The following is a 16,103-nucleotide window of genomic DNA, read 5'->3' as shown; positions in this document are numbered from 1 at the left end:
CAGCGATGACTATTTTTGAACCGTGCCCCCCCTACAAGCTCGGTAAACGCTGGAATGCCCGCAAAGAAACTTCTTTGCCTTGACGCGACGGCCTGCATTGATGCGGCCTGCCGGCCCGGTATCCTTTAGCGCAAACAGAACAGATCGCGCGCAGGCGCAAGGGAGGTTTCAATGGACTTCAACATTCCGCAGGACATCGCCGACTATCTCGTCGTGCTCGACAATTTCATCGAGGAAAAGATCAAGCCGCTTGAGCAGAAGGACGACAATATCCGCTTCTTCGACCATCGCCGCGAATGGGCGCGGACTGATTTCGATAATGACGGCCTGCCGCGTCCGGAATGGGAAGATCTGCTCCGCCAGGCACGGCAGCTCGCCGATGAGGCGGGGCATCTTCGTTACGCCCTGCCGAAGGAATTTGGCGGTCAGGACGGGACCAATCTGGGCATGGCGATCATCCGCGAGCACTTTGCGCGCAAGGGTCTCGGGCTGCATAACGACTTGCAGAACGAGCACTCGATTGTCGGCAACATGCCGCAGATCCTAATGCTGCGGGACTTCGCGAGGCCGGAACAGAAACACCTCATCCAGGACGCTCTCGACGGGAAGTTCCGCGCCACGTTCGGATTGACCGAACCTCATCACGGGTCTGACGCCACGCACATGGAGACGCGCGCGGTCAGGGAGAAGCGCGACGGTGTCGATGGCTGGCTGATCAATGGCGAGAAGATGTGGATTACCGGTATGCACCATGCCAGCCACATGATGTGCTTTTGCCGGACATCGGGCGAAGACGGGGACGCGAAGGGCATCTCCTGTCTTCTCGTGCCGGCGGATGATCCCGGGATCGAGATTGAAGAGTATATGTGGACATTCAACATGCCCACGGACCACCCACGCCTGACCATTAGAAATGTGTGGGTGCCCGAAAGCGCGCTGTTCGGCCCACCTGAGGGCGGTCTCGCCCTTGCTCAGCACTTCGTGCACGAGAACCGTATCCGCCAGGCCGCTAGTTCCTGCGGCGCGGCGATGTACTGCATTACTGAAGCCATCAATTATGCCAATGAGCGCCGACCCTTCGGCAAGGCGCTGGCGCACAATCAGGCAATCCAGTTCCCGCTGGTCGAGCTCTCAACGCAAGCTGAGATGTTGCGCCTTCTGATCTTCAAGACGGCATGGGAAATGGACCAGATGTCGAAACCGGATGTCGCGATCTATCTCTCTGATAAGGTTTCGATGTGTAACTACTATGCGAACCGGCTCTGCTGTGATGCGGCCGACCGGGCGATGCAGGTGCATGGCGGCATGGGCTATTCGCGCCACAAGCCGTTTGAGCATATCTATCGCCACCACCGCCGCTATCGCATCACCGAAGGCTCCGAAGAGATCCAGATGCGGAAGGTCGCCGGTCACCTCTTTGGTTTCATGGGGCCGAACAAGGGCAAGAACCGTAACGAACCGTTCGATTTCGCGGTACGGTAAGCCTTGACGGCAGCCTGTTCCGCACAAGCGCAGGGCAGGCTGCAAACTGGAGTCACCTGACGGCGACGTTGTGCTTGCCCGCACACTGATTCCGAAATAGTTTGCGGCGCAAGTGATGACTCCCTCCCGGGAGAGAGCAGGTCCTTGTGCCTGCCGCCGAAGGCGCAACCGCCCCGGAAACGCTCAGGCAAAAGGACCGGGAGAGACCTAAACGCTGGAAAGAGGCAAGCGGGCCGTCAGAAGACCCGCAGCAGGCCTCGCCGAAGGAGCAAGCCGCTTCGACCTCCTCATAGAGAGCGAAGTCGAAGGCGGCGGAATCTCTCAGGCACCGAGACAGCGGGGGCGGCCAACCATCCGGATCATCCGGCGTGGACGGCCGTTTCCAATGTCAAAGGGTGCCATGTCTGACCAAGCAAACGATACACTTCGCAGGACACCGCTCCATGATCTCCATCAGGAGCATGGCGGCAAGATGGTGCCTTTCGCTGGCTATGAGATGCCGGTCCAGTTCGAAGGCGTGAAGCCTGAACATCTCTGGACCCGAGAGCATGCAGGCCTTTTCGACGTTTCCCATATGGGGCCGTGCTTCCTCTACCTGAAAGAAGGCCTCGGCCAGCCGGGCGCGCATGAGAAGATTTCGGCGCTGATCGAGCGCCTCGTGCCGAGCGCGATTTCGACGTTGAAACCGGGGCAGGGGCGTCTCACCGTGCTGCTGAACGATGAAGGCGGCATTCTTGATGACCTCATCATCACGCGCATGCCTGACGCCAATCTGGATGGAATGCTCTACATCGTCGTCAATGGCGCGGCGAAGCATGACGACTGGGCACTGATCCGCGAAAAGCTGGCGGGCGAAGCAGAGCTTCAGACCGCCGATGACCGTATCCTTGTCGCCCTTCAGGGGCCTGAGGCTGAAGCGGTTCTGACCCCCCATTTTCCTGAAGCCGCTGAGCTGAGCTTCATGCGTTGCGCGCACGTCCAGAAGGATGGTGAGCGCTACATGGTCTCGCGTTGCGGCTATACTGGTGAGGACGGGTTTGAGCTGCTGCTGCCGAACAATGAGACCGGTCTTGCCTATGTCCGCGGCCTGCTCGCCGATGAGCGCGTGAAACCGATTGGCCTTGGCGCGCGCGACAGTCTCCGTCTTGAGGCTGGGCTCTGCCTATATGGCCATGACATGGACGCAAGCCGGACCCCGGTTGAGGCGGACCTGCAATGGGTCATCCAGAAATCGCGTCGCGAGCGCGCTGATTTCCCCGGCGCGGAGAAAATCCTGAAACAGATCGCTGACGGCCCCGCCGAGAAGCGCGTTGGCATCCTGCCGCTGGAGCGCGCACCCGCGCGTGAGGGCACGGAAATCCATGTCGAGGGACAGCTCGTCGGCATGGTCACATCCGGCGGTTTCGGACCCAGCACGGACGGTCCTGTTGCCATGGGCTATGTGCGCGCCGATCTCGCCACGCCCGGAACGAAAATCGACCTCATGGTGCGCGGCAAGGCCCGCGCCGGCGAGGTCACCGCCCTGCCATTCGTACAACCAAACTACAAACGTTGAGGATACTCGCCAGATGACGCAATTCACCCAACAGACCACCTTCTATACCGAAGACCATGAGTGGGTCACCGTTCACGGCGACCTCGCAACGGTCGGCATCACCCGGTACGCGGCCGAACAGCTTGGCGATGTTGTCTTCGTCGAGACCCCGGAAGTCGGCAAGACTTTCAAGAAGGGCGACGAGATGGCCGTCGTGGAGAGCGTGAAAGCCGCCTCTGATGTCTATGCACCGCTTTCTGGTGAAGTGATCGACGCCAATAGCATGCTCGCTGACTCGCCGGAGACGGTGAACGAGCATCCTGAAGGCGAGGGCTGGTTCTGCGTAATCAAATTCTCTGACGGCGCCGAAACCCGCAACCTGATGGACAAGGACGCCTATTTCGAGTTCTGCAAAGGCCAATAAACGAGAATGGTCGATTCAGCCCTTTTTGCGTTCTTGGCAGCAATCCACCTGTTGCCCGCCATCGCAGCGGTGTTTCCGCGGCAGATTCAGCGTCTATATGGCGTGGAGCCAGCCGACCGCACGCTAGTGACGCTACTGCAGCATCGTGCGATGCTGCTCGGGCTGGTCGGGTTTGGTTTTCTCGCAGCGGCCTTCCGGGTCGATGAAATCGGTTGGCACGCCTGGCTCTTGGGTGCGGCGAGTATGATTTCGTTTCTGCTTTTTGCCGTCATTAATCGCCAGCTCACCGGCCCCCTTCGATTGATCGCCATAGTCGACGCGATTGGCCTGATTCCATTGGGCATTCTATTCGTTCGACAGCCATGGTTCCACAATACGTATCTAGGAGTTTAGCTTGAGATACCTCCCCCTGACACCTGAAGACCGCAAGGAGATGCTGGCCACGATTGGTGCAGCCTCCGTCGATGATTTCTACACCGATGTCCCCGAGGCAGCCCGCCTTGGCGGCAAGATTGCAGGCCTGCCTGACCATCAGGGGGAGCTTGCGGTCGAGCGTCACATGGGCGCGCTGGCGGCCAAGAACCGGACAGCCTCTGAAGGGCCGTTCTTTGTTGGTTGCGGTGCTTACAAGCATCATGTTCCGGCGACTGTGGACCACATCATCCAGCGCTCCGAGTTCCTGACGACCTATACGCCTTACCAGCCTGAAATCGCGCAGGGCACGCTTCAGACCCTGTTCGAATTCCAGAGCCAGGTCGCCGCGCTGACGGCGATGGAAGTGGCCAACGCGTCGATGTATGACGGCTCGACGGCTTGTGCCGAAGCTGCGGTGATGGCGTGCCGCGTCACACGGCGCCAGAAAGTGGTCCTGTCAGGCGGCCTGCACCCACACTATGCCGCCGCAACGCGTACGGTGTGTGAAGCGCAGGGGATCGAGATCGTCCAGCTTGCACCGGGTGTCGATGATGAGCTTGCGCTTGTTGATGCTGTCGATGACGAGACAGCCTGTGTTATCGGCCAGAGCCCGAACGTCTTCGGCACGGTCACTGACCTGACCCCTGTGGCGGACGCCGCGCACGAAAAAAAGGCGCTTCTTGTCTCTGTCTTCACCGAAGCCTTCGCGCTCGGCATGACCATGCCGCCCGGCGAGATGGGCGCTGACATTGCCGTTGGCGAAGGCCAGTCGATCGGCAATCCGCTGAACTTTGGCGGGCCTTATGTTGGCCTCTTCGCCTGTTCGAAAAAGCTGATGCGACAGATGCCGGGCCGCTTATGTGGTGAGACCGTTGATGCCGATGGTAATCGCGGTTTCGTCCTGACGCTTTCAACGCGTGAGCAGCATATACGCCGAGACAAGGCGACATCGAACATCTGCACCAATGCGGGCCTCTGCACTTTGGCCTTCACTGCGCATATGACGTTGCTGGGTGAGAAGGGCCTCGGACATCTGGCGCAGCTCAATCATGAAGCTGCTTGCATGTTGGCCGATGCACTAGAAGATGTTTCTGGCGTCGAACTCCTGACACCGCGTTTCTTCAATGAGTTTGCCTTCCGCATTCCGCGCGAAGCCGGCGACGTGCTTGAGCAGCTCGATGGGCTTGGTGTTGTCGGCGGCGTGCGCGCCTCGCGCCTCTATCCAGGCAAAGGCCTCGACGATGTCATTATTGCTGCTGCGACTGAGTGCACGAGCGAAGCCGATATCAAGGCGTACGCCGATGCGCTTGCAAAGGTGCTAGCATGAGCGAAGCTCCGCAACATCAGGAAGCCTGGGAACATAAGCGGGCGATCCGTGAGTATGAGGATTTCCTTGAGGAGATTTTCGTGCGCATGGGCGCTGACAAGGCGGCGATCAATCGCCGCAAGTCCCAGTTTCAGGGGATCTATGATGATCCTGAAACCTGGCGTGACCCGCAGGACTTCAAGAAACTCTACGCTGACCTTCGCCGGGAAATCCTCGCCCTTGGCGCCATCCATGTCAGCGCAGCCAACAAGCGTCTGAAAGAGACCTTCGGACCTAACACCCAGCATTTCGTGGAGGCTCAGACATGAGCATGAATTCACAAGGCCGTCCAACCAGCCCGTCGGCGCCAAGCGCCCAGCCAGCGATCAAGACCGTTTCGGGCTCACGCGGCCTGCAGCAGCGCGAAGACCTGATCTTCGAGACAGGCTCCACCACCAAGACAGGCGTCGACTTGCCAGCACCAAAAGGCGGCATGGATCGTCTTGGCGGCGTCACCCGCAAGAAGAGCGTCGGCCTTCCGGGCCTCTCAGAGCCAGAAGCCGTGCGCCACTATGTGCGCCTCAGCCAGCAGAACTATGCCATTGATCTTGGCCTGTTCCCGCTCGGCTCCTGCACAATGAAGCATAATCCGCGCCTCAATGAGAAAGTCGCGCGGATGCCGGGCTTTGCCGACATTCACCCGCTGCAGCCGCAGTCGACCGTCCAGGGCGCGCTGGAGTTGATCGATGAGCTTGCAACGTGGCTGAAGACGCTCACCGGTATGCCCGCCGTCGCTATGAGCCCCAAAGCCGGCGCACATGGTGAGTTCTGCGGCATGATGGCGATCCGCGGTGCGCTGATCGCGCGCGGCGAAATCGCCACGCGTACGCGCGTTCTCGTGCCAGCCTCTGCGCACGGCACCAATCCCGCGACGGCGGTGCAGTGCGGCTTCAAGGTTGATGAGATCAAGGCCGATGCGCGCGGACGTGTCGAGATGGACGATCTTAAATCGAAGCTCGAAGACAGCCACGACATTGCCGGCATCATGCTGACCAACCCGAATACGTGCGGCCTTTTCGAGACGGACATTCGCGAGATCGCCGATCTCATCCATGAAGCTGGCGGCTATTTCTATTGCGATGGCGCGAACTTCAACGCCATCGTTGGCCGGGTGCGTCCGGGCGATCTTGGTGTCGACGCGATGCACATCAATTTGCACAAGACATTCTCCACGCCGCATGGCGGGGGTGGTCCGGGCGCAGGTCCAACGGTGCTTTCCGAAGCACTGGCTGACTTCGCGCCTGTGCCATTTGTGGTCGAGGAGGACGGCGTCTTCCATCTGGTTGAACAGCGTAGCGGTGAAGGCTCTGATGCCTTCGGTCGTCTCTGCGCATTCCATGGTCAGATGGGTATGTTCACCCGCGCGCTCGCCTATATGCTGAGCCACGGCGCAGACGGCCTGAAACAGGCTGCAGAGGATGCGGTGCTCAACGCCAATTACCTTCAGTCGCGCCTCAAGACGGTGATGACGCCAGCTTTCGATGGCTACTGCATGCACGAAGCGCTCTTTTCTGACGCCTTCACGGCTGAGGGGATCGAGACGCTCGATATCGCCAAGGCCATGATTGATGAAGGCTATCACCCGATGACCATGTACTTCCCGCTGGTCGTTCATGGCGCCATGCTGATCGAGCCGACGGAGACTGAGTCGAAGGCAGAACTCGACCGGTTCTGCGAGTCGCTTCTTTCTATCGCGGAGAAGGCCCGGGCTGGAGATCAAAGCCTGAAAAGTGCGCCATACCTCGCACCGAAGCGGCGCCTTGATGAGACGCAGGCCGCCCGCAAGCCGGAGCTTCGCTGGAGCGAGCCCGACAAGATCGCGGCAGAATGAGATGAGAGGTGGCCGGGCAATGTCCCGGCCATTTTTTTACCAGATCGCGGCCTTGATAGGGGCGGGCTTCAGCTGGGCGTTAGTGTCCTCAAACAGGTCTCGGCGCAGGCGGCCGGTCAGCGTCATCGCGGGCTTCTCGAACAGCCTGAAGACCAGTCCTGCGAAGACGATGCTGCCAACCGCACCGACGATATAGAACAGCAGATTGTCGAGAATGCCTGGCGCGCCGATTGTGAAAACATCTTCAAGGAAGGTGCCCTGAAGGCGGGCTGCCAGCGCATCGAAGATACGCCGCAGTCCGCTCAGCACGAGTGTGTGACCGAGATAGAGCGCATAGGACCAGTCACCGAGAACGACAAACGAGCGAGGGACCCGCACGCGGTCTTCGGCTTCCAGTGCGGCAGCGCCATAGACGATGAGAATGCTGGGGATGCCAAAGAAAAGTACGCGTCCCCAACCGAGCGTGAAGTCGGTCGGATAGGGTTGTAGATAGAGCGCAGCAACGAAGGCGATAAGGCCGACGACAAGTACGGTCATTGGCTTGAAGCGGCGGCCTGAGCAGATGAGTAGCGCTGCGGCGCAGCCCCCCAGGAACTCAAGCGATAGCGGGTGCAGCAGCAGGGATATATAATCGGTTGCGGTTGGCTGCTGCAGACCCGTCAGCGTGCCGAGCAGGATGATAGCTGCCCAGCCAGCCAGTCCGAGTGGCAGGAACCGGCGCGGCAGCAGGATCAGCAGCGCAAAGCCGATATAGAAATGCATTTCATGCACCAGCGTCCAGCCGACACCATGGATGGGAACGGTCAGCTGGGGAAGCAGCGCGTAGGAGTAGATGAGATGGAGCGCCGAGTTCTCGCGCATCATCCTGCTTCCATCCTCAAGCGTTTCAGCCCCAAAGGGCACGCCGCCATAAGCAAGAAAGAAATAGGCTGTCATGATGGCTGCAAAGAGCCACCAGAGTGGGTAGATGCGAGCGGCGCGCGCAAACAGGAATGCGCCTGCCGTTGCCAGGCGCGGCTGCACCTTGCCGGTCACGTAGACCATGATGAAACCGGAGATCACAAAGAAGAAGTCGACGCCGGAAAAACCGTTCTGGACGAATGTCGACAACATCGGAGCTTCATTGAGCCCCTTGCGCGCAATGGCGTCCATCTCGATCGCACGGGTATGATAGACAAGCACGAGAAGCGCGGCGACGGCGCGAAGGGCCTGTATCGTATGGAGCTTCAAGCCGCTGCATCCCTTTTCTTGTTGTCCAGGTGCCTTCATCCCGGATCGGAGTGTCTATTCCTGCGTTGTGGCATGGCCTGCTTCACAAGCAAAGGCCGTATCGCAATCGCTATCGCCGCACGGATCTGCGGGAAATCAGCAAGCATCTAGGCAAGCTTTGACGGGAGACCATATAGGAAATGATGGCACGCAAACCCCTGGATCCCGACATGCCTCTGCCTCCTGAAATGAATGCCACACGCAGGCGTTTTGGCACTGTGACGATGGGGCTTCATGTGGCTATGAGGCAGTGCCTCGCCGCACTTGGTGCCTTCCTCATTGCCATTGCAATTCCAATCGGCGCGCTTACGCCATTTCTTCCCATTGGCTTGCCACTCGCCATCATCGGTGTGGTGCTGCTTGGACGGAATGCGGTGTGGGGCCGTCGCTGGATGGAAGGCATGCTGAACCGTTTTCCCCGTCTTGAACGGTTCGCGCCCAATTGGCTCATGCGGGCGGTCTTCGGACGTGACAAGCATTCCCGCTCATAGACGAGATATTCCAGACAAAAAAACGCCCTGCTAAAGAGCAGGGCGTTTTCGCATCCAAAAACGGGATTAAGTGTCGCAATCAGCGCTAGTTCAGCGCTTTCTCGATATCGCTCAGCGCCTTGGTGAAGAGATCACTGCGCTGAGGTGAGTTAGCGACGATGTCCTTCGAGGCGCGGGTGGCAGCATTCGCCGCAGCCCGGCGCACATCATTGGTCGCTTCGGCTTCGGCGCGTGCGATGCGGGCTTCAGCCTGCGCTTCACGGCGGGCAACCTTCTCAGCGAGATCCTTGCGGGCCTGCTCAACCATCATCTTGGCATCAGCCTTGGCCTGCTTGATCATTTCATCAGCGGCCTGATCGGCTTCTTTCTGTTTGCGCTCTGCTTCGGCAAGCGCGGCAGCGGCTTCTTCGCGAAGCTGGCGCGACTCATCAAGCTGGCGCTTGATCTCATCAGCACGGCCGTCCAGCGCAGACGTGATAGCCTTGAGCGCGCCGAGCGAGATGGCGATGAGGAGGAAGGCGACGAAGGCAGCGAAGGCGAAGTTCGTGGCCGCATCCGTGAACGGGTAGGCGAGGTTGCTAAAGCCGGTCTTGGTCTCGTAGCCGGCGTCTCCGGCAGGCGCGGCGAACGCAAGCGGTGTAGCCAAGGCTGCAGCGGTCAGCATGAATGAAAAACGTGCCATCTTCATGATCGTCTAGCCTTCCTGCTGCGTGTTGCGGGCGACGGCCTGACGGGCGTCGGCTTCGGTCACTGTTACGCCGAGGCGGCCAAGCATGGCTTGCGTTGCGGAGGTCGCAATCTGTTCGACGTTAGACATAGCGTTGTTGCGAAGCGTCTGGATGCGGGCTTCGGCATCAGCAAGGCGCTCACCAAGTTCGGCGTCGACCTTGGCAGTTTCAGCAGCGATTTCCGCTTCAACCTTTTCGCGCGCCTTCTCAGCAGTATCGCGGGCTTTGCCGCGGGCTTCTGCAAGCGCAAGGTCCTGCTGCTGCTTCGCTTCCTTCGACTGCTCGTTAAGGCGGGCAGCTTCATCGAGCGAGTCAGCAATCGTATCTTCGCGATTCTCGATCACGCCGCCGAGCTTGGGCAGGATGAAACGCGACAGCGCGAGGTAGAGAATACCAAACAGGATAGCCAGCCAGAAGAGCTGTGACGGGAAATGCCACGGATCGAACGGCGGGAAAGAGGCCCCACCGGCGGCTTCGCCGTTAGCAGCCGGAGCAGCAAGCGACAGGAAATTCATGGCGCGACCCTATCAGTCTGAATGGTTGAGACTGGCCCGCGCGCAGTCAATGCGACGGGCCAGTCCAAATCAATAGTCCGGAAAAGTCTTCGTTAGACGACGAAGAGGATCAGGACGGACACCAGGAAGGCCAGGATGCCGAGAGCTTCAGCAAGGGCCATACCGATGAAGAGGTTACCGGTCTGCTGAGGAGCAGCCGATGGGTTGCGCATGGCAGCATCAAGGAAGCTGGCAAAAATGTTGCCCACACCCAGCGCGGCACCGATCATGCCGAGAGTTGCGAGGCCTGCGCCAACATATTTGAGGCCAAGAGCGATATCGCCTTCCATTTCGTGTCTCCTTTGAGGGATTGGCGTTGGTTCGATTTGATGCCCGTGAAGCCTGTTCGGCGGGGCGCGTCAAGTGTTGAGGCGCGGCTCTTTTGGCCGCACCGGCGAGAAACTAGTGCGATGGGTGAAGCGCGTCGTTGAGATAGACGCAGGTCAGGATCGCGAAGATATAAGCCTGAAGGCCTGCAACGAGAAGTTCTAGCGCGTTGATGGCGATACCCATAGCGAAGGCGAGCACACCGACAACACCGAGGAGCGCCGTGCCTGCCAGTGCTGCAGCAAACAGTTGCGCAGCGAAGGTGGCGAACAGCTTCAGCATGATGTGACCGGCAAGCATGTTCGCAAAGAGACGAAGCGCCAGCGTCACAGGACGTGCGATGAAGGAGATGACCTCGATCGGCACGAGAATGAGGTAGATGAAGAACGGCGCGCCGGACGGGGCGAAGAGTTTGAAGAATTTCAGGCCGTTCTTGTAGAGACCATAGATGATCACGATCGAAATCACGAGCAGGGCCAGCGCGCCGGTGACGACGATGTGGCTGGTGGTCGTGAAGGCGTACGGCACCATGCCTATCATGTTCGCGAAGAACACGAAGAAGAAGAGCGTGAACACGAACGGGAAGAATTTGAGCCCTTCCTCGCCCGCAGTGCTGCGGACCATATTGGCAACGAAGCCATAGCCGATCTCAGCAATGGACTGCGAACGCGACGGGATAAGCTTGCCGCGCGAAGCAGCAAGGCCAAAGAAGACGATGATCAGCGAAACGCCAAGCAGCATGTAGAAAGCTGCGTTGGTGAACGAAAGATCGATGCCGCCAATCTGCAGTTCGAAGAGTTTCTTCACTTCGAACTGGCTCATCGGGTCAGCCATCTGGTGGAAGGAGAGGTTCATCAGCCCTGTTTCCCGTTTTCCGGACCCTTGGTCTGGTCCGTTCCCTGAAGTTCCGCATATGCCGTTAGCTGGCGATAGGCGCGTATAACACTAAGGATTCCGGCTGCAAGGCCGAATCCCAGCCAGACAAGCAGTCCCCAGGGCTCTGTTTCGAAAACCTTATCGAACCAGTATCCGATAAGAAGTCCGATCACGATGCAGCCGGCCATTTCCGCGCCGTAGCGCAGCGCCATGCCAGCCCCTGAGTTCACATTCTCCTGATCTGCCTCGCGCTTGCGTTTCCTGGCTTCCCGCGCGTCATTGTCGGCCTGCGCTTTCGCAATCCGCTCTGAAAGATCATCACGCTCAGGACCGGCCATGGGGAATCGCCTAAATGCCGCTCGAAACTGACTCAGGGAATACCCCTTGTCTTTCGAGCCGGAAGCTATTGGAGGGGGGGGGGCAAGTCAAGCCAGCCAGTTTTCTGACAACATGCTGATTATACTAAGAAAAACAGTGACTGCGCTTTTGACGCATGCGCCTATTCGGCCGCGACGAGTTCCTCGGCAGCGTCGAGGTCGACCGACACCAGTTTCGACACGCCTTTCTCGCGCATGGTCACGCCGAACAGACGATCCATACGGCTCATCGTGACCGGATTGTGCGTGATGACGATGAAGCGGGTATTGGTGCGACGGCGCATCTCGTCGAGCAAACGGCAATAGCGGTCGACATTGGCGTCATCGAGGGGCGCGTCTACCTCGTCCAGCACGCAGATCGGGGCAGGGCGCGACAGGAAGACGGCGAAGATCAGCGCCGTCGCTGTCAGGGCCTGCTCACCGCCGGACATGAGCGACAGCGTTCCAAGACGCTTACCGGGTGGCTGGGCCATGATCTCCAGTCCAGCATCCAGCGGGTCCTCATCATCGACGAGGCGAAGCTCTGCCTCACCACCGCGGAAGAGTGTCGTGAAGAGCGCCTTGAAGTGTTCATTGACCCGCTCGAACGCCTCTAGAAGGCGCGCGCGCCCTTCATCATTGAGTGCAGCGACGCCTTCGCGCAGGCGGGCAATCGCCTTGATCAAATCGTCTTTTTCGGTTGCCTGGGTACCGAGCCGCTCTGCGAGCTCTTCGGCCTCGGCCTCTGCTTCCATGTTCACGCCGCCGAGCTGGTCGCGGTCACGTCGCAGAAAGTCGAGCTGGCGTTCGGCCTCAGAAGGGTCGAGGCTTTCGATCTCTTCTTCCTCTAGGCCTGCACGGGCAAGGGTGATCAGGCCGTTCGGGGCGCGCTGGAACTGATTGCGGGCGGCTTCCACGGCATCCGACAGGCGCGCCTCGGCATTCTCGACCCGCACTTTTGCGCCAGCCAGCGCCTCGCGCGCCTCGACGGCTGCGTTCGAGGCCTCGCGGGCTTCAGTCTCACTCTCACGCAGGGAGGCTTCTTTCTCGGCCAACGCATCAGCCGCAACGCGGCGCTCTTCTTCCAGCGTTTCCACCCGCTTGGCGAGTGCGTCGATGTCGGCTTGCATGTCTTCAGGTTTCGCGCGTGCCGCATCGGCTTCGCCAGCGGCTTCACGCCGCCGGGCAAGAAGGTCCTCCAGACGCTGCTCGCTCGCTGCGAATCGGCGTTCCCAGCGCTCCACGTCTCGCGCCAGCCCTTCGCGGCGTGCAATGGCCTGCTCACGGTTGCGGGTGATGTCTGCCAGCTGGCCGCGATATTCGGTTTCGTCAGCTCGAGCTCGGGCCAGGCTTGTGCGGGCCTGTTCAAGATCGGCCTCAAGCGCTGCAAGGTCTTCCGGTGCACCGCAAATCGATACCGATGACAGGGCGTCTTCAACGCCGCGAAGGTCTGATTCGACACGGGCGAGGGCTTCGCTTGCCGATTCGCGCTTCACGTCGGCGCGTTCCGCAGCCTGCCGGGCTTCTGCTGTCGCGGCGCGGGCACGGTTAAGTTCCGATGCTTTCGGCGAAACCTGCTGGCGCGCTTCTTTTAGATCGCGCTCTGCGGCCTCACGAGTTTCCTTGGCCTCTGCAAGTTCGCTGGCCGCTGATTCGAAGCGTTTGCGGGCGGGAGCCACCTCAGCTTCGGCGGCGTCGAGCCGGGCTTGCTGTGCCAGCCGCTCTGCAGCCGATACCGGCGCGTCCGGCGTTCGGGTGAAACCGTCCCAGCGCCAGAGATGACCTTCAACGGAAACGAGCCGCTGGCCCGGCTTCAGGTGCGCGGCGAGGCGCTTGCCCATTTCGGCCGATACGACGCCGCATTGTGACAGGCGAACAGCAAGCTCGACTGGCGCTTCGACATGGGTGGAGAGAGGTTCAGCGCCTTCCGGCAGCTCGGGCGTCGCGATTGAACTGCCGCCCCAGTAAAGCGGCGAATCAGACCGGGTCGAAGCCTGAAGATCATCGCCGAGCGCAGCGGCGACGGCTTTCTCGTATCCGTCATCAGAACGGATCCTGTCGATGACGGGTGGCGCCTTTGGGCCGATGGACGACTGTAGAAGGCGCTTGAGGCCAGCAATCTCGGACTCAAGCGTGCGTACGGCTGTGTCGGCCTGGTTCTTCGGGCCTTGCGCGGCAGTCTCTGCCGCGCGGGCCTCGACGAGCGCATCATCGGCGGCATCGACTGCGCGTTCGGCGTCATGAAGGGCGATCTCAGCCGCTTCCTCGGCCTTTTCCGCTGATACGAGCCGTTCATTCAGCACCGCCGTGTCCGGCATCTGGTCGAGCTGCTGGCGAAGACGCGCGGCTTCGCTTTCAAGCGATTGCTTGCGGCGGCGTTGCTGGTTCGCGTTTGCTTCGGCTGCCTGGCGGGCAGCTTTCAGTTCGGCGAGCTTTCCGCCAAGCGTGTCGGCCTGTGTCTGCGCGGTTTCAAGATCGGCGCGGGCCTGTTCAAGCTTCTGCTCGGCTTCAGCTTCCAGCGCCTCGTTCGCTTGCGGATCCTCGGTCGGCAGCGATGCCAAAGTTTCGCGTGCTTCAGCGAGGGCGCTTTCAGCCTCTTCCTTCTGGGACTGCTCGCGCTCTATGTCGGACATGATTCGGCGCGCTTCGCTCTCGTGCCGGGCCAGCAGCTCTGCAGCGGTCTTGCGCTCGGTTTCAAGGCGCGCGAGGTCGATCTTCGCCTGACCCAGGCGGCCGGAGATTTCGGCCTCTGCATTTCGGAGCGGCTGAATGCCGTCGCCCGCCTCGATGCGGCGCGTTTCCGCGATAGCCGAAGCGCGGGTCAGGGCTTCGACGGCATCCCGGCAGCGTGCAAGCTCTTCTTCCGCAAGCGTCTTTGCTTCCGTAGCTGTCTGCCAGCGCAGGTGTGCAAGGAAGGCTTCCAGTGCGGCAATCTTTTCGGAAAGCTCTTTATACTTGCGCGCCTTACGGGCCTGGCGCTTCAGACTTTCGAGCTGGCGTTCGACCTCGGCTGAGACTTCCGACAGTCGTTCAAGATTGGTTTCGGCCGCGCGCAATTTCAGCTCTGCCTCGTGGCGGCGGGTATTGAGCCCGGCAATGCCGGCGGCTTCCTCAAGGATGCGGCGACGGTTCTGGGGCTTGGAACCGATCAGCTCTGAAATCTGGCCCTGACGCACCAGTGAAGGCGAATTCGCTCCGGTGGAGGCATCCGCAAAGATGAGCTGGATGTCCTTGCCGCGTACCGTCCGACCGTTGAGCTTGTAGGTGGAGCCGGCGCCGCGCTTGAGCCGCCGCATGATTTCGAGCGTGTCGGACGCATTGAATTCCGGCGGCGCAGTACGGTCTGAATTGTCGAGCACAAGCGTGACTTCTGCCAGTTCGCGCGCCGGGCGGCTTTGCGAGCCGGAGAAGATCAGGTCGTCCATCTCGCCGCCGCGCATGGCCCGGGCAGAATTGGCGCCCATGGCCCAGCGCAAGGCTTCGAGAAGATTGGATTTGCCGCAACCATTGGGGCCGACAATGCCTGTCAGGCCCGGATGGATCGGAACTTCTTGCGGCTCAACAAAGGATTTGAAGCCTGCAATGCGCAGTTCTGAAATGTGCAATGCAGGCTCCCCAATTGAATGGAAGGCTTATTGCTGCGGCGCAGCCTCACCTTCGGTTTCGTCCATGGACTCAGTTTCAATGTTCATGGATTCGCCTGACATGTCGCCCTCGTCAGTCATGGCGGGGGTTTCAGCCTCTTCCATGCCTGCTTCGGTGGCAGTCTCTGGTGCATCTTCACCAAGGGCTTCATCCAGCATGCTCTGCATGGCTGGCCACTGGCGCCACTCATAACCGTCCAGCAGCTCGCCATTGAGGAAGACAGTTGGCGTTGCATTCACGCCTGCTTCGTCGCCTGCAGCAACAGAAGCGGAAATGGCACGGCGGATGTCTGAATTGTTCAGGCAGGCATCGAACTCGGCCTCATCGGTGATTCCGTGATTGGCGCCGATCTGCTGAAGTGCCTGTTTCACCTGGCCGCCCTGACGCGCAAGGCTGAGGATCGCGGTCTGGCGAGAGAAGAGTTCATCGAGAACGTCGTAGTAGCGGTCTTCACCTGCGCAGCGCGCGAGTGCGAAGCCTGCGACCGAAACGTTCGCTGGCGCTGTCGGGAATTCGCGGAAGACGTAACGGACCTTGCCGGTGTCGACATAGTCTTCTTTCAGATTGCCGACGACTTCATTGTGGAACTGGAGACAGGCCGGGCAGGTCCAGGAGGCATACTCAACAATCGTCACAGGTGCGTCTGCCTCACCGAGCGAGATTTCCTGAAGCGCGGCGCTGTTCGGGCCTTCGCCGCTTTCATCGCCCGACGCTCCGCAGGCGGCCATTGTCAGAAAGGATACAGCCAGAATAGCGGTCCGGCGGGTCAGGGTATTCAGTTTCATGACGTCTTCTCTTCAGAATGG

At 60.1% G+C, this 16,103-nt stretch carries 16 protein-coding genes and 1 riboswitch; of the genes, 8 read left to right on the top strand and 8 right to left on the bottom strand.

Annotation, left to right across the window (positions count from 1 at the left end; genetic code table 11):
* Window positions 1-171: 171 nt before the first annotated feature.
* The 7 genes from O4G74_RS10230 to gcvPB all read left to right on the top strand — a co-directional run bounded on the left by O4G74_RS10230 (window position 172) and on the right by gcvPB (window position 7,051).
* On the top strand, window positions 172-1,482 hold the full coding sequence (locus tag O4G74_RS10230; protein WP_269402509.1) for an acyl-CoA dehydrogenase family protein: 1,311 nt from the start codon (window positions 172-174) through the stop codon (window positions 1,480-1,482).
* A 117-nt stretch (window positions 1,483-1,599) separates the two neighbouring features.
* Window positions 1,600-1,691: riboswitch (glycine riboswitch) on the top strand.
* Between the two features lie 191 nt (window positions 1,692-1,882).
* Complete coding sequence (gcvT, locus tag O4G74_RS10225) at window positions 1,883-3,037, top strand: glycine cleavage system aminomethyltransferase GcvT (RefSeq protein WP_269402508.1); 1,155 nt, start codon at window positions 1,883-1,885, stop codon at window positions 3,035-3,037.
* A 13-nt stretch (window positions 3,038-3,050) separates the two neighbouring features.
* Window positions 3,051-3,440, top strand: coding sequence for a glycine cleavage system protein GcvH (gene gcvH, locus O4G74_RS10220; protein ID WP_269402507.1), 390 nt, complete (start codon window positions 3,051-3,053; stop codon window positions 3,438-3,440).
* A 6-nt stretch (window positions 3,441-3,446) separates the two neighbouring features.
* Window positions 3,447-3,833, top strand: coding sequence for a hypothetical protein (locus O4G74_RS10215; RefSeq protein ID WP_269402506.1), 387 nt, complete (start codon window positions 3,447-3,449; stop codon window positions 3,831-3,833).
* A gap of 1 nt (window position 3,834) precedes the next feature.
* Entirely contained in the window at window positions 3,835-5,181 is a 1,347-nt protein-coding gene (gene gcvPA, locus O4G74_RS10210; protein WP_269402505.1) for an aminomethyl-transferring glycine dehydrogenase subunit GcvPA, read from the top strand.
* Window positions 5,178-5,489, top strand: a complete 312-nt coding sequence (locus O4G74_RS10205) for a hypothetical protein (RefSeq protein WP_269402504.1) — start codon at window positions 5,178-5,180, stop codon at window positions 5,487-5,489. Before gcvPA ends, O4G74_RS10205 begins: the two co-directional genes overlap by 4 nt.
* Window positions 5,486-7,051 (top strand): aminomethyl-transferring glycine dehydrogenase subunit GcvPB, encoded by a 1,566-nt coding sequence (gene gcvPB, locus O4G74_RS10200; RefSeq protein ID WP_269402503.1) that lies wholly within the window; start codon window positions 5,486-5,488, stop codon window positions 7,049-7,051. The genes O4G74_RS10205 and gcvPB overlap by 4 nt, the downstream gene beginning before the upstream one ends.
* 36 nt (window positions 7,052-7,087) lie before the next feature.
* Here the strand turns inward: gcvPB and O4G74_RS10195 are convergent, their stop codons facing one another.
* The gene (locus O4G74_RS10195) at window positions 7,088-8,281 is read right to left on the bottom strand and encodes an acyltransferase family protein (RefSeq protein WP_269402502.1); all 1,194 of its coding nucleotides are present in this window, start codon (window positions 8,279-8,281) and stop codon (window positions 7,088-7,090) included.
* A gap of 182 nt (window positions 8,282-8,463) precedes the next feature.
* Here O4G74_RS10195 and O4G74_RS10190 point away from each other — a divergent pair, with 182 nt between their 5' ends.
* Complete coding sequence (locus O4G74_RS10190; protein ID WP_269402501.1) at window positions 8,464-8,811, top strand: hypothetical protein; 348 nt, start codon at window positions 8,464-8,466, stop codon at window positions 8,809-8,811.
* Window positions 8,812-8,896: 85 nt separating this feature from the next.
* Here O4G74_RS10190 and O4G74_RS10185 read toward each other — a convergent pair whose 3' ends face one another.
* The 7 genes from O4G74_RS10185 to O4G74_RS10155 form a co-directional block, all read right to left on the bottom strand.
* Window positions 8,897-9,493: an ATPase gene (locus O4G74_RS10185; protein WP_269402500.1), complete on the bottom strand. Its 597-nt coding sequence runs from the start codon at window positions 9,491-9,493 to the stop codon at window positions 8,897-8,899.
* Window positions 9,494-9,505: 12 nt separating this feature from the next.
* The gene (locus O4G74_RS10180; RefSeq protein WP_269402499.1) at window positions 9,506-10,054 is read right to left on the bottom strand and encodes a hypothetical protein; all 549 of its coding nucleotides are present in this window, start codon (window positions 10,052-10,054) and stop codon (window positions 9,506-9,508) included.
* Between the two features lie 92 nt (window positions 10,055-10,146).
* Window positions 10,147-10,383 carry a F0F1 ATP synthase subunit C gene (locus O4G74_RS10175; protein ID WP_018146608.1) on the bottom strand — a complete coding sequence of 79 codons (237 nt, stop codon included), beginning with the start codon at window positions 10,381-10,383 and terminating at the stop codon, window positions 10,147-10,149.
* A 112-nt stretch (window positions 10,384-10,495) separates the two neighbouring features.
* A complete protein-coding gene (locus O4G74_RS10170; protein ID WP_233348458.1) occupies window positions 10,496-11,275 on the bottom strand; it encodes a F0F1 ATP synthase subunit A in 780 nt (259 codons plus the stop codon).
* A complete protein-coding gene (locus tag O4G74_RS10165; protein WP_269402498.1) occupies window positions 11,275-11,634 on the bottom strand; it encodes an AtpZ/AtpI family protein in 360 nt (119 codons plus the stop codon). Before O4G74_RS10165 ends, O4G74_RS10170 begins: the two co-directional genes overlap by 1 nt.
* A 161-nt stretch (window positions 11,635-11,795) precedes the next feature.
* Complete coding sequence (smc, locus tag O4G74_RS10160; RefSeq protein WP_269402497.1) at window positions 11,796-15,257, bottom strand: chromosome segregation protein SMC; 3,462 nt, start codon at window positions 15,255-15,257, stop codon at window positions 11,796-11,798.
* 27 nt (window positions 15,258-15,284) lie between these two features.
* On the bottom strand, window positions 15,285-16,082 hold the full coding sequence (locus tag O4G74_RS10155) for a DsbA family protein (protein ID WP_269402496.1): 798 nt from the start codon (window positions 16,080-16,082) through the stop codon (window positions 15,285-15,287).
* Between the last annotated feature and the right edge of the window lie 21 nt (window positions 16,083-16,103).

The sequence above is a fragment of the Henriciella marina genome (assembly GCF_027213945.1).
GTDB lineage: Bacteria > Pseudomonadota > Alphaproteobacteria > Caulobacterales > Hyphomonadaceae > Henriciella > Henriciella marina_A.
Note: the sequence above shows the minus strand (reverse complement) of the source record. Positions and strands in the feature narration are given on the sequence as shown.

Excerpts from the sequence above, each read along its gene's own strand:
- gcvT (WP_269402508.1), top strand. The coding sequence starts at position 1,883 with ATGTCTGACCAAGCAAACGATACACTTCGCAGGACACCGCTCCATGAT.
- O4G74_RS10155 (WP_269402496.1), bottom strand. The coding sequence starts at position 16,082 with ATGAAACTGAATACCCTGACCCGCCGGACCGCTATTCTGGCTGTATCC.
- O4G74_RS10230 (WP_269402509.1), top strand. The coding sequence starts at position 172 with ATGGACTTCAACATTCCGCAGGACATCGCCGACTATCTCGTCGTGCTC.
- O4G74_RS10185 (WP_269402500.1), bottom strand. The coding sequence starts at position 9,493 with ATGGCACGTTTTTCATTCATGCTGACCGCTGCAGCCTTGGCTACACCG.
- O4G74_RS10205 (WP_269402504.1), top strand. The coding sequence starts at position 5,178 with ATGAGCGAAGCTCCGCAACATCAGGAAGCCTGGGAACATAAGCGGGCG.
- gcvPB (WP_269402503.1), top strand. The coding sequence starts at position 5,486 with ATGAGCATGAATTCACAAGGCCGTCCAACCAGCCCGTCGGCGCCAAGC.
- gcvH (WP_269402507.1), top strand. The coding sequence starts at position 3,051 with ATGACGCAATTCACCCAACAGACCACCTTCTATACCGAAGACCATGAG.
- O4G74_RS10180 (WP_269402499.1), bottom strand. The coding sequence starts at position 10,054 with ATGAATTTCCTGTCGCTTGCTGCTCCGGCTGCTAACGGCGAAGCCGCC.
- O4G74_RS10190 (WP_269402501.1), top strand. The coding sequence starts at position 8,464 with ATGGCACGCAAACCCCTGGATCCCGACATGCCTCTGCCTCCTGAAATG.
- O4G74_RS10165 (WP_269402498.1), bottom strand. The coding sequence starts at position 11,634 with ATGGCCGGTCCTGAGCGTGATGATCTTTCAGAGCGGATTGCGAAAGCG.
- O4G74_RS10215 (WP_269402506.1), top strand. The coding sequence starts at position 3,447 with ATGGTCGATTCAGCCCTTTTTGCGTTCTTGGCAGCAATCCACCTGTTG.
- O4G74_RS10175 (WP_018146608.1), bottom strand. The coding sequence starts at position 10,383 with ATGGAAGGCGATATCGCTCTTGGCCTCAAATATGTTGGCGCAGGCCTC.
- O4G74_RS10170 (WP_233348458.1), bottom strand. The coding sequence starts at position 11,275 with ATGAACCTCTCCTTCCACCAGATGGCTGACCCGATGAGCCAGTTCGAA.